We start from the raw sequence: 13319 nt of genomic DNA, 5'->3' as shown, positions 1-13319 counted from the left end.
CAAACAATGATATGATAATAATTGGTAAAAATCCGATACTCGAAATGCTGAGGTCGAATCCAAAGGATTTGACTAAGATAATTTTCATGAAGAACATGAAACCAGAGCCCAGGATGAAGGAAATACTGATGCTGGCGAAGGATAACGGAGTAAGCATAGTATCGCTGCACAAGTTTGACTTTGAGAAATACTTTCAACGGAAGGACAAAAAGGAAGGTATTTCACAGGGTATGATTGGGTTCATGAAGGATTATGAATACACACCATTGAAAGAGCTTCTTCGTAGGATAGAAAAAGTTGTAAATCCCCTATTAATAATTCTTGATGAGATTACCGATCCGCATAATTTCGGAGCGATCATACGTTCAGCAGTTTGTCTGGGAGCGGACGGAATAATTATACCGCGCCACAATTCAGCAGAAGTAAACCACACAGTTATAAAAACTTCATCAGGTGCGGTGAATTACATACCGATTGCAATGGAAACAAACCTGAACAACGTGATAAAAATACTGAAGCAGAATGCATTTACAATTGTAGGAACTGACATACATGCCGAAATGACGACTTTTGAGGCGAAGCTGAACAAGGCTGTGTGCCTGATAGTCGGAAGCGAAGGCAAGGGAATACGTGTATCTTTAAAAAACAACTGCGACGTTCAAATAAGGATACCCATGGCAGGAGGGTTTAACTCTCTTAATGCGTCAGTTTCTACAGCCATTTTCATGTATGAGATATTCAGGCAGAAGAATATCAAGTGATTTTATCTCATTGCTTTTAGACGTTCTATTCTTTGTTCGATAGAAGGATGAGTACTGAATATTGAAATACGTTTTCTTGATTCTATTTTTGCTATCGAGTATGAATTCTTTTTATCAAGCTGCCCTGAATAACTTCCAAGAACCGTTAGAGCATTTGCCATAGCTAAAGCTGAAGTGATTTTTGCCGAACCTTCGTCTGCTTTATATTCTCTATGCCTTGAAAATGCGGATATTGGAATGTAGGCAAGAAGCATTAATACTGTTTCAAGAACAGATACAATCAGAAAATAAGCTAAGAAACCAAGTCCTCCACCGTCTTCATCTCTCAGAGCCTGATCGATAGCACTTGCAATAATTCTTGCCATAAAAATAACAAAAGCGTTAGCAATACCCGTGAGTAATGTCAGAGTGACCATATCACCGTTGCTGATATGAGCAATTTCGTGTCCAGCAACTGCTTCTAACTCGCTTTCATTCATCATTTTGATGAGCCCGGTTGAGAAAGCCACCATCGAAGATTTTTTAGTTGCTCCCGTTGCAAATGCGTTTGGCTCGGATGAATCATAAATTCCAACTTCAGGAACATTAATGCTTTCTCTTTCAGCGAGCCTGCGTACCATTTCATAGATTCTAATCTCAGTACCTGAAACATTCCGAGGGTCAATAATCTTTATACCATAAGCTCTTTTTGCGAGCCATTTACTCATAAACAATGATATAAAGGAACCCCCCATTCCCCATAAGAATGACAATAACATTAGACCGATTGTTCCTTCACCACTTATCCCAAGTAGGCTAAGTATGAAACCAATAGTAATTACAACTATTAAGTTAGTAACTAAAAACAAGAAAAGTCTTTTGATAGTTGAGTTCATATTAAAAGGATATTAATTTTCAGATATAATAATATAACTGTTTATCAATATTATGTTTTATCTTTCTTTTCTTCATCTTTTTCGTCTTCCATTCTCTCGATTGGTTTTTCAACAAATTTCTTATGAAATACGGTAACTGATGTAAGAAAAGTTATGAATAAAACAACCACTGACATTATTATAACCATTGTCCAGATTCCAGAGTCATCCATGGCTAAAGTGTTTTACTTAACCAGTTAATAATAAGTTCATTTATTTGCGGGAATTCTTCAATCAAAAATTTGCCGTGCTTTTCGGATTCAAAAACCTGAAGTTCTTTAGGTTCATCCAGATAATTCTCATAAATACTCCTTTCCTCATCTGCAACGTTATTGTCTTTGTTTCCACAGATGAACATCACATTTTTGATTCTTGGTATCGGACGAGCCATTGACATTCTTCTTTCATCGTATCCCGTAAATGCTTCAAAGGTACTTTTCCCGCTTGAAACAGAAACAACGGATTTAACACCGCTGTTTATACATGCATAAATACCGAGTGAACCGCCGATTGAGGTACCAACAACCGCTATTCTGTTTGAATCAATTGACATCTGAAACTTTGCCCACTTTATAACTGCATCAATATCTTTGGGAGCCTGTTCAGGATTCGAGAGCAGATCTGAAATATCAACGTCGGCTTTTCCTGACTCGCCATGACTTCTGATGTCATAAGCCAGTACTTTGTAACCTTTATTTAAAAGGGAATCAAGAAAGTTTTGCGACCATTGCTTTTTATCGGAGCGGTATTGATGAATAAGGATTACCAGAGGCTGCTTAATTTTGTCTGATTTGTATAAATAATTAGCAGAAATCATTATTCCGTCTGATGTAGAAACATCAATGTTCTCTTTCTTTATTGAAGTGTCTATAACCGTACCTGATTTCTTTTCAACTTCACTAATATCCTTACTGCAGCCAGCGAATGAGAATAAAAGTAATAATAATAATAGTTTTTTCATGATGAATGATAAATAAAAAACCCGTGGATATGCCACGGGTTAAAAATAAACATAATATATTTATACTTCTACTTAAAAATCAACGTGTTTAATCCAGTTGCGCGTATCTTCAATCTCACCGTACTGAATACCGGTAATTGTATCATAGAATTTTTGAGCAACGGGTCCAATCTTCATGTCATTAAATACCATGTCTTTTCCTTTGTAATGCAATAAACCAACAGGTGAAATAACAGCTGCGGTACCTGTTCCGAAGACTTCCTGAACTTTACCTTTTGCATGAGCGTCTGAAACTTCGTCAATAGAAATGTTTCTTTCACTTACCTTCATACCCCATTCCCTTGCAAGGGTTAGAACGGAGTCTCGTGTTACTCCAGCGAGAACAGTATTTTTTTGCAACGATGGTGTAATAAGTTCGTCATCAATAACAAACATAATGTTCATTGCCCCGACTTCATCTATATCTTTTCTGTTGACACCGTCGAGCCAAAGCACCTGAGAATAACCTTTTCTATGCGCATCCATGCCTGCATACAATGAAGCGGCGTAATTCGCAGCAGTCTTAGCCGCACCGACACCACCCTGAACCGCTCTAACATAGTCAGTACTAACCATTATTTTAACGGGATTTAATCCTGCGGCATAATAAGAAGCAACGGGCGAGGTCATTACGATTAAATGATATTCTCCCGATGCAGTTACTCCGAGGAAATGTCCGCTTCCAAAGACAACAGGCCTGATGTACAAAGATTGACCTTTTTCTTTTGGAATAAACTTAGAATCAATCTTAACCAATTCTTGAATACCTGCCAATAGCTTTTCTTCGTCATAAGGAGGAATACAAACTATCCCAGCAGAACGATTCAATCTTTTAACATTCATATCAGGTCTGAAGATATTAGCACCGTCTTTAACAGATTTGAATGCTTTTAAACCTTCAAATATTGTCTGTCCGTAATGCAGAGTGCAAAGCCCGGGTTCAAAAGGCAACAGTCCATATGGCTCAATAGCTCCATCGTCCCACTTCCCGTTTTTATAAACAGAAATAAAAACGTGGTCTGAGAAATATACTCCAAATCTCAGATTATTCCAGTCAATATTTTTAATCCGTGTTTCCGGATTCTTTTTAACTTTAAAATTCATCCGTATCTCCTTTAAGTTTATTTTGAAGATTACATTTTGCTCATTATTTCTGCTCCTACTTCAAGAGCTTTTCTATTAACCGGAAGCAGGTTATGATACCTTTCCGGTAATACTTTTTTGAGAGCTTCCATAATACCATCGATAGACACAATTGGTTTCTTCTGCAGAAAAGCTCCGAGAAGAATCATGTTAGCTATTCTAACGTTATTGAGTTTATTAGCCTCGTCAGCTGCTGCAATAGCATAGACACCGATATCTTTACGTTCGGATGCATGGAGAATATTAGTAGATTCATAGACAATAATACCATTCGGTTTAATTTTGCTTTCGAATTTATCCATTGAGGGTTGGTTCAAAAGAATACCCGTATCGAATCTTGAGACTATTGGCGAGCTGATAGTTGTATCGGAAACGATTGTGATACAATTAGCGGTACCGCCTCTCATTTCTGGACCGTATGAAGGCATCCAAGAAACATTTTTCCCTTCGACCATGGCAGCATAACAGAGAGTTTGACCCATAGAGAGAACTCCCTGCCCTCCAAAACCTGCGATTATAATTTCTTCGTTTAACATATAATTTTATTCCTTCTTAGTCTTTTAAGTTAGCAAGATCTTCTTTAGACGGTAATTTAATATCGCCAAGAGGATAGTATTTTAGCATGTGAGTATCAACATACTCGTTCGACTGAAGCGGAGTCAATTTCCAGTTTGACGGACAGTTAGAGACTATTTCAATAAAACTGACACCTTTATTCAGTTTCTGGTATTTGAATCCGTTCATGATAGCTTTTTTTGCTTTCCTAACAGCACCCGGATGATTAACAGCTTGTCTTGTGACGTAGAAAGCACCGGGAAGCGGAGCGATGAGTTCTGACATTTTAATAGGAGAACCCATTGTACGCACATCTCTGCCGTATGGTGATGTGGTTGTTTTCATACCTTCAAGAGAAGTAGGCGCCATTTGCCCGCTGGTCATTCCGTAAACGCCATTGTTAATGAATATAATCATTATGTTTTCGCCGCGGTTTATTGAATGAATAGTTTCACCAGTACCAATAGCTGCGAGATCTCCATCGCCCTGGTAAGTGAAAACATATTTATCCGGATGGCATCTTTTAATGCCTGTAGCGGCAGCTGAAGCTCTACCGTGAGCAGCTTCCTGCCAATCTATATCCACGTAGTTGTAAGCGAAGACCGAGCATCCTACAGGTGCAACACCGATAACGTTTTCTGTAATTCCGAGCTCTTCGATAACTTCTGCAAGGATCTTATGCGTTGTACTGTGACCGCAACCAGGGCAGTAGTGAAGACGGGTATCTGTCATAACTACCGTTTTATCATAGATGAGGTCGTAAACATCGTCTCCATCAACTATGCACTGCGGATGAATGATTTCGTAATTTTCCATATTATAAACCTTAATTTTCTTTTAAATTCTTAAAGAGTTTTAATAAATTCCTCAAATTTTTCCAGAACTTCTTCCGGGCTTGGAATAATACCGCCCATTCTGCCGTAGTGACTAACCTTTACTTTACCATTTACAGCGAGGCGTACATCATCAACCATCTGTCCGGCATTGAGTTCGAGTGTCATCATACCTTTAACCTGATCGGCGAGTTTTGCAATCGGCAGAGCCGGGAACGGCCAAAGGGTAATGGGCCTTAAAAGACCGAGTTTCAGACCTTTTTCCCTTGCGAGAATAACGACTTTATGACTTATTCTTGCAGATAGACCGTAGGCAACGATAAGGTATTCGGCATCATCAGTCATAATTTCTTCATAACGGACTTCATTCTTCTCCACTTCAGCATATTTTGCCATGAGAGTAAGATTCACCTGTTCCATTTTTTCCGGCTGAATAAAAAGAGATGTAATAATATTTCTTTCCCTGTCTTTTGTTTTACCTGTTGCAGCCCAGGGTTTATCAATTTGTTTTAATTCACGTTTTTTAAACACTACTCTTTCCATCATCTGTCCAATAGCGCCGTCTGAGAGCATTAGTACAGGATTACGGTATTTATCAGCAAGTTCAAAACCGAGAAACACAAAGTCCGCCATTTCCTGAACTGAATTCGGAGCTAGGACTATTAGGTGATAATCACCATGTCCCCCGCCTTTGGTTGCCTGGAAATAATCCCCCTGTGACGGCTGAATAGTTCCGAGACCCGGACCACCCCGGTTGACGTTTACGAGAAGGCACGGAAGCTGAGCCGAAGCGATGTAGGAAACACCTTCCTGCATGAGCGACCAGCCGGGTGAGGACGATGAAGTCCAGACTCTTTTACCAGCGCCTGCAGCACCGTAGACCATATTAATAGCAGCAACTTCACTTTCAGCCTGAAGTGCAATACCATGTTCCCTGTTAGGTAGTTCACGGGTAAGGTACTCAAGAACTTCAGACTGTGGTGTAATAGGATAACCGAAGTACGCATCCATCCTTGCTTGAATAGCAGCTTCAGCCATAGCTTCGTTTCCCTTCATTAATCTAATATCTTCTTTTTGTTCCATAGAATTATTTTATTCCTCTGTTAAAAATCAATTTAGAAAATTATTCAATTAAAGATAATCCATCTTTTTAAGGTCATCCATTGAAGGATTATCCAAAACAATTCTGGTATCTTCTTTAATGTTTGTTAAAGTAGCAACTTTTTCCTTTTTCTTTCCTGAAGTTCTGTAAATGGTGATAGCACCATCCGGACAGACGACAGCACAGTTTGTACAACCGGTACAAAGGTCATCAACGATAACGGCGTACCTGTAACCGAAATTGTTAATATTCTTTGACATTTCAATACCGCCTTCATTACAGGCCACAGTACATAGTTCACAACCTTTACATTTCTGGATGTCAACTATAGTCTTGCCTTTAACTTTGCGGGGTTTTTTCGCTTGTGTTTTCGTATTCTCAGTCATATCAAGTTATTTAAATTTATTGTATTTAGGGAAAAGATATAGTACTACAAAACTATTCAAAATAAACATAAAATTAAAGTTATAATTAAATATCTTCTTATAAAATATTTTATATAACAGAATTACAAAAAACGAGTTGATACATATGAAAATTTTTGTAAAATCATACTAACCGGAAGCAACGCTTTTGATTATATGCCAATAAATAGTATTTAATACCCCTTTTGTTACCTGTTAACTACCGGCTTGTAACCAAAGAGAATGGGATGTTTATGGAAAGTTAATGGGATGTTAAAATAAAGTATTGTTATTATAGTAAGTTACGGCTTGTTTGCTTTTCATAAAGCCCTTCATAAAAACCTTTTTTTACACAAATATGTCATAAGAATAACAGATATAACTTATAAATAATCTATTCAATATGAAACGAAAAAATTGTGTATATTCACATTGTTTTCATATTTTTTTGAATCTACGATTTAAAATTGGAATAGAATTTATATTTCAAACTGACTTGAAACCACTTTAAAAAAACATAATCTTTACACATTTCACTCATCTGATGAAGAAAATAAATACAGCGCCTGCATTTAAACTGGCAGTAGTATTTTCGGTTGGAATACTCGCAGGAAAATACTTCTCGCCGGGTTATTTTATCACGATTCCTATACTTCTGATTTTTATAACTGCTTATTTATACTTAAATAATAAATACCCGATAATAAAAATTTGTGTTCTTTCATCAATAATAATACTTTCCGGATTAATAAAATCGAATATCGATTTTAAAATTTCGTCGGATAAATCAATAAATTACTTCAGGAATAGTATTTCAGGAATTTATCTGGTAGGTACGATAGATAATTTGCCTGAATATTCGGAAAAGAGGGTGAGGTTTACGATTGATGCATCAGAATTAATCTCAGGAAATGATACACTGAAAGTTGAAGGCAGAGTCCTGGTACTAATTAGACAAACAAAGATATTAAGTCACACGGATACAATACCGGTTGTTGCTGCGGGCGATAGAGTAATACTGTTCGGTTCATTACGGGATGCACCTGATGAGATTAATCCCGGTGAGTTTAATTATAGGGAATATCTTGCACTCAACGACATTCAAAAGACCTTCAAGGTAAGTTACTGGAGCGATTCAGAAGTTCTTTCGAAAAACAACTTAAACTTCTTTGAACAAAATATTATTTATCCTTCGAGAAAATATGCTATTGAAAACATTAACAAAAGTATCGGTGGTGAGGAAGCTGCATTTCTGAACGGACTCGTAACGGGTTACAGATCGGATTTTTCAAAAGAACTGAAAGAGGATTTCGTAAAAGCAGGTGTAATGCATTTGATAGCGGTCTCGGGGCTAAACGTTGCTTATATAATTATTTTTCTAACAGTTGTTTTTTCACTATTGAGGGTGCCATTCAACATAAAGATTTATTTAATGATAGCAGCTTTGGTTTTTTATATGTTTTTTACGGGAGCCGCTGCGTCAATAGTACGTGCGGTTATAATGGGTTCAGTGATGTTGATTAATTTAAAAGTGCAACGGAAAATAAATTTTTATAATGTAATAGGTATCTCAGCGTTAATAATTCTTCTGTTTGATTCAAAGCAGCTATTTGATTCGGGTTTCATATTATCCTACAGCGCAGTTCTTTCAATAGTTATTATATTTGATAGAATTAATCTGGTTGTTGGCAAGAGGATTAATCATTGGAACAGAGACTGGCGCAAAGTATTCTATTATGTTTACATTACTTTCTTAACAACAATAGCCGCTCAGATAGGGGTATTACCAATAACCCTGAAGTATTTCGGGAAAATTTCTATTGCGGGTATTTTTACTAATCTAATTGCGATTCCATTATCAAACCTATCTCTTGCTTTAGGATTCTTACAAATAATTTTCAGTGTGTTTTCGAATTTCCTCGGCGGACTTATAGCTGAAGTTAATTATTTGCTTTTGCACTACGAGATTGCATTTATAAAATGGGCAGCTAACCTCCCCTTTTCAAGCTATGATTTCTACGGAATAACACTTTCCATGCTTGTCACGTTTTATATGATATTTCTACTCATTCTATTAATGAATAAATCAAATTTTAAATATATCGTCGTATCGATAGTTTTTGTTATTACTGCTTTTTTTATTATATCAGGGATGAAAGAAAACGGACTCGAAATAACTTATTTAGCATTAGGAAATTCCGACTGCACGCATCTTGAAACACCTGACGGCAGTAATATATTAATTGATATAGGTATAGAGAATCAATATAATGCCTCCACGACGGGAAGAATAATTCCTTACTTGAAGAGAAAATCTGTACATTATTTAGATCTTGTAATATTAACATCACGTTTAGGAAGAAATTACAAATCATTGAACAAAATAATTGAAAACTTTAATGTTAACAAAATACTGTTGACAGATAAAAATGAAATAAGCGGTAATACGGAAAAACTTATAATTGATAACAAGATACAGGTCGATGAGCTTAAGAGTATTGACGAAATAAACGGTTATGGCGGGTTAAAGATTAAATGTCTAAAGATTGATACGATTTCCGGCAACACAATGATAAAAATATACTTCGGGAAAAAGAGCTTTTTGTTTCCGGGAAAAGCTGAAAAGCTTGATGAATTAAACGCTGTTAAAGTGTCAGGCAGCGAACTCAAATCAGATGTTTTAAAAGTCGCAAAATACGGAAGCATAAAATCTACTTCTGAAGAGTTTTTACAATCAGTACTACCTTCCGTTTCAGTAATTTCTACATCGGGTACTGAAGGCAGAAACCTGCCAGCTTATGAAGTACTAAAGCGATTAAAAAGATATAAATCAGAGGTGTACAGAACAGATGAGCAAGGTGCAATAATTTTATTTACTGACGGTTATAGTATAAAAGTGGAGTAATAGCAAAGACTGATGAATGAAAATCAAAACAACAAATCAAAAACAGAACCGATTTTAACTATTAAATTTATTATAAGAATTAATTATATTGTTTTAATTATAAACACTAATCAGGAGATTTAAAAGATGCGCAATAATTTAGTTGCATGGACAGTTTCGGAAGATCATTTTCCATCATTTGGAAGTATCAAGGAAAAATTCAAATTCTTTATAAGGTATGCAATACTTGCACCTTCAGGACATAACACACAACCCTGGTTATTTGAAGTTCATGAGGAATCGCTGAATCTATACGCTGACAGAACGAGAGCATTACCTGTTATCGATCCTGACGATAAGGAATTAATAATAAGTTGCGGCGCTGCTTTAACAAATCTTATTTATGCAATGAAGTATTTCGGCTTTGAGCCAGAAATAAAACTTTTTCCGGTTGAACATGACAATGACCTGCTTGCATCGATAACAATAAAAACCAGAGATTATGAACCGACTGATGACGAAAAAACTCTATTTAAATCAATCAGAAAGAGAAGAACAAACAGACTACCTTTTGCGGATGATGTTATTGACGGTATAACAAGGCAAAGATTAATGACAATTACAAAAGAAGATCCCGACGTAAGGTTTTCAATAGTTGAAGAAAATAATCAGCGAGAAGAAATAATTAAATTAATAGAACAAGGCGATAGGATTCAATCTCAGAATAAAAGTTTCTGCAGAGAACTTGCTCAGTGGGTTCATCCAAACCGTTCAAACAGCAAAGACGGGATACCCGGGTATGCATTCGGCATGGGAGACCTGATATCATACGGAAGCCCATTCTTTATAGGGAACTTGAACTGGGGAGATATACAGGCAGGCCGTGACAGAAATCTCGTTAAAGGTTCGCCGGTTCTTGGATTTTTGGAAACAAAAAATGATAAGCCATTCGATTGGCTTAGAGCAGGAATGGCTCTTGAAAGAATCCTTCTTAAAGCAGCTTCTATTGGAATAGCGGCATCATATTTAAATCAGCCTCTTGAGGTACCAGAGCTTTTTGTCAAACTGAAAGAAACAGTTAATACACCCAATTACCCGCAGTTGCTATTGAGGATGGGGTACGGGAAAGAAGTGCAGTCGACTCCGAGACGAGATGTAGAGGATGTTATCAGATTGAATTGATGAAGTTTGTTCCTGCTTCATTCAAATCAGCTGTATTTGTTTTCGTTCAGTTTGCTTGCCTAATTGCAATATATTATGACATACATTTATATCCGCGTAATATATTCATTGGTATAGGAATTTTATTTTTTCTGTTTATCGGTATATGGGCTATATTCACGATGAAGTTCAACATTAACATCGCTCCGGATATTCCACCGAATTCAAATCTTATTATAACAGGTCCGTATAAACACGTGAGACATCCAATGTACACATCAGTACTTGGAATTACAATATGTTTTATAATCGATGATTTTTCACTTTTCAAAACTGCAGTATATGTTATTTTGCTAATCAATTTTATTATGAAACTTGAATATGAGGAGAAAATGCTTCATGCTAAATTTCCTGAATACTCAGATTATGTTAATACCACAAAACGGCTCATACCGTTTATTTATTGATTAAATCTTAATGTACAGGAATTTTCATTAATTTTATTCTGTTTTAAAATTAACTAAATAATAATTGAATATGCCAAACGCAGCTCATTTACATTTAATACTAAATCATTTCCCAATAATTGGTGCAGCTATTGTTGTACTGGTTCTTGGTTATGGAATAGTGATAAATAATGACAAAATAAAACGACTTGGAATGGCTCTAATTGTTATGATCGGACTGATAACAATATTTGTATATACTTCAGGAAACAAAGCTGAAGGTTTCATAAAAGGGAATGATGGAGTTATTGAAGAAAACATAGAACCTCATGAGGAGTTTGCGAAAATAAGTATGATTGCAATGCAAATTACGGCGGTAGTGTCATTATTAGGATTGATTTTTTTCAGGAGTAAACCTGTACAGATTTGGTACGGAATAGTATTACTTGTATTTCTTATTACAGTAAACTTTATGATGATTTACACAGGGCATCTCGGAGGAAAAATATCACATAGTCACATAATGACTAACTTCTGATGTTCAGCTGATTCAGAATATTCATCATATCATCGGGAAGTTCTGATTCAAAATGCAGTATTTCCTTCGTTCTTGGATGTTTAAACCCTAGCACTCTTGCATGTAAAGCCTGTCTTGGCATTTCATCGAGCAGATTTTTTATTTGTGCTCTAATATTTGCAGTCAGGTTAACGGAATGAGGTACTCTCCCGCCGTATGTTTCATCTCCAAACACAGGATGACCATGGTTTGCCAGATGCACTCTTATCTGATGAGTTCTCCCCGTTTTTAAATTCAGTTTTAGAAGTGAAAGGAATTCATATTCTTTTAATACTTCATACATTGTAATAGCAACTTTGCCTCCTTCCTCATCATCTTTAAGTACAGTTACTTTTTTTCTGTCGCGTTTGTCTCTGGCAAGTCTTGATTCAATAATCCCTCTCTTTTTCTTAAGGTTACCCCAGATAATAGCCTGATATTCCCTTTCAATATCATGCTTCATAAATAAGTCTGAAAGCTTGCTATGAGTCACTTCATCTTTAGCAATAACGAGAAGTCCTGAGGTATCTTTATCAAGACGATGAACAATCCCTGCTCTCTCAAATCCATTCATACTTGAAAGATTTTCTTTTTTGCTGTCAGCATAATACATTATTGCGTTTACCAGTGTTCCAGAATAATTTTTGTATGCCGGGTGAGTGACCATACCTGCGGGTTTATTAACTATCATTAGATACTGGTCTTCAAAAACGATATCGAGCGGTATATATTCCGGAAGAATATCCTGTTTTTCGGGTACAGGAAGCTCAATTTCGATTTCGTCAAATGGTTTGAGTATATAATTAGATTTAACAAAATTCCCATTAACTAAAACATTCCCCCGATTGATAGCTTTTTGAACCTTTGTACGGGTTGCATTCTCAACAAAAACAGTTATATATTTATCTAATCTTTGCTTTTCTTTAATGTTAGGGACGGATAATTTGTAGTTTTTTTCCAATGTATGTTAATAAATTGTAAAATACTAAGTCAAACGAAAATAGTTTGAAACTTTTGTGATAGAAAATACGAATATTAATCAAGTAGTTCAATTTGAAAACAACAAAACAAGGAGAAAAACAATGAGAACACTAAAAAAATATCTATTCGTATCAACAATAATTGCTTTATTCTTTTCAGCAAATTTACTGAAAGCTGAAATAATCAGTGCCGCAAACACATCCGATTTGAGAATTCATATTTACAAGGAATTAGTTGACATTCTCAAATCGCCAGTATGGCTGAATTTTCAAGATAAAAATCTTAAAGGCGAAACAGAAGTTACAATTTGTGTATGCCGTACGGGTAAAATCATGCTGAAATCAATTGAAGGTGAGAATCAGGTTTTAAACAACATGGTTTCACATAAATTCAACTCATTAAACCTTTGGACAGCAACAAATTTTGCCGACAACAACTTCAGTTTTAAAGTTGTTTCTAAATAGTGTTTAATTTTCCATTAATTCCCTTCGAATAAGAGAAACACCGGCAAAAATAAGTTTGGCCGGTGTTTTTTATAGATTTATTTGTAATATTTAACTTAATTCATATAATTGAACC

15 protein-coding genes are annotated in these 13319 nt (G+C 35.9%); 6 read left to right on the top strand and 9 right to left on the bottom strand.

The genetic code is table 11. The features are described 5' to 3' along the window. The first annotated feature begins 11 nt into the window (after positions 1–11). Positions 12–761, top strand: coding sequence for a 23S rRNA (guanosine(2251)-2'-O)-methyltransferase RlmB (gene rlmB / locus WC644_03335; protein MFA5010966.1), 750 nt, complete (start codon positions 12–14; stop codon positions 759–761). A gap of 2 nt (positions 762–763) precedes the next feature. Here the strand turns inward: rlmB and htpX are convergent, their stop codons facing one another. The 8 genes from htpX to WC644_03295 form a co-directional block, all read right to left on the bottom strand. Then, positions 764–1636 (bottom strand): protease HtpX, encoded by an 873-nt coding sequence (gene htpX / locus WC644_03330; GenBank protein ID MFA5010965.1) that lies wholly within the window; start codon positions 1634–1636, stop codon positions 764–766. Positions 1637–1686: 50 nt separating this feature from the next. Then, positions 1687–1848, bottom strand: a complete 162-nt coding sequence (locus tag WC644_03325; GenBank protein ID MFA5010964.1) for a hypothetical protein — start codon at positions 1846–1848, stop codon at positions 1687–1689. Between the two features lie 2 nt (positions 1849–1850). Then, positions 1851–2636: an alpha/beta fold hydrolase gene (locus WC644_03320; protein MFA5010963.1), complete on the bottom strand. Its 786-nt coding sequence runs from the start codon at positions 2634–2636 to the stop codon at positions 1851–1853. Positions 2637–2708: 72 nt separating this feature from the next. After that, on the bottom strand, positions 2709–3779 hold the full coding sequence (locus WC644_03315; GenBank protein ID MFA5010962.1) for a branched-chain amino acid aminotransferase: 1071 nt from the start codon (positions 3777–3779) through the stop codon (positions 2709–2711). A 29-nt stretch (positions 3780–3808) separates the two neighbouring features. Continuing rightward, positions 3809–4354, bottom strand: coding sequence for a 2-oxoacid:acceptor oxidoreductase family protein (locus WC644_03310; GenBank protein ID MFA5010961.1), 546 nt, complete (start codon positions 4352–4354; stop codon positions 3809–3811). Between the two features lie 16 nt (positions 4355–4370). Further along, positions 4371–5189: a thiamine pyrophosphate-dependent enzyme gene (locus WC644_03305; protein ID MFA5010960.1), complete on the bottom strand. Its 819-nt coding sequence runs from the start codon at positions 5187–5189 to the stop codon at positions 4371–4373. Between the two features lie 29 nt (positions 5190–5218). Then, a complete protein-coding gene (locus tag WC644_03300) occupies positions 5219–6289 on the bottom strand; it encodes a 3-methyl-2-oxobutanoate dehydrogenase subunit VorB (GenBank protein MFA5010959.1) in 1071 nt (356 codons plus the stop codon). A gap of 48 nt (positions 6290–6337) precedes the next feature. Beyond that, positions 6338–6694, bottom strand: coding sequence for a 4Fe-4S dicluster domain-containing protein (locus WC644_03295; GenBank protein MFA5010958.1), 357 nt, complete (start codon positions 6692–6694; stop codon positions 6338–6340). Between the two features lie 562 nt (positions 6695–7256). On the opposite strand from WC644_03295, the gene WC644_03290 reads away from it, so the two are divergent. The 4 genes from WC644_03290 (at position 7257) to WC644_03275 (ending at position 11741) form a co-directional block, all read left to right on the top strand. Further along, the gene (locus tag WC644_03290; GenBank protein ID MFA5010957.1) at positions 7257–9617 is read left to right on the top strand and encodes a DNA internalization-related competence protein ComEC/Rec2; all 2361 of its coding nucleotides are present in this window, start codon (positions 7257–7259) and stop codon (positions 9615–9617) included. Positions 9618–9743: 126 nt separating this feature from the next. Continuing rightward, positions 9744–10778 (top strand): nitroreductase family protein, encoded by a 1035-nt coding sequence (locus WC644_03285; GenBank protein MFA5010956.1) that lies wholly within the window; start codon positions 9744–9746, stop codon positions 10776–10778. After that, positions 10778–11224, top strand: coding sequence for an isoprenylcysteine carboxylmethyltransferase family protein (locus tag WC644_03280; protein ID MFA5010955.1), 447 nt, complete (start codon positions 10778–10780; stop codon positions 11222–11224). Before WC644_03285 ends, WC644_03280 begins: the two co-directional genes overlap by 1 nt. Before the next feature lie 70 nt (positions 11225–11294). After that, the gene (locus tag WC644_03275; protein ID MFA5010954.1) at positions 11295–11741 is read left to right on the top strand and encodes a hypothetical protein; all 447 of its coding nucleotides are present in this window, start codon (positions 11295–11297) and stop codon (positions 11739–11741) included. Here WC644_03275 and WC644_03270 read toward each other — a convergent pair. Then, complete coding sequence (locus WC644_03270; GenBank protein ID MFA5010953.1) at positions 11731–12720, bottom strand: RluA family pseudouridine synthase; 990 nt, start codon at positions 12718–12720, stop codon at positions 11731–11733. The two genes, WC644_03275 and WC644_03270, sit on opposite strands and share 11 nt — an antisense overlap. Positions 12721–12841: 121 nt before the next feature. On the opposite strand from WC644_03270, the gene WC644_03265 reads away from it, so the two are divergent. Next, a complete protein-coding gene (locus WC644_03265) occupies positions 12842–13204 on the top strand; it encodes a hypothetical protein (protein ID MFA5010952.1) in 363 nt (120 codons plus the stop codon). The last annotated feature ends 115 nt before the right edge of the window (positions 13205–13319 follow it).

Source organism: Ignavibacteria bacterium (assembly GCA_041649015.1).
Classification (GTDB): domain Bacteria; phylum Bacteroidota; class Ignavibacteria; order Tepidaquicellales; family Tepidaquicellaceae; genus CAIKZJ01.
The sequence above is the reverse complement of the archived record's forward strand: the minus strand, read 5'-3'. Positions and strand labels throughout refer to the sequence as shown.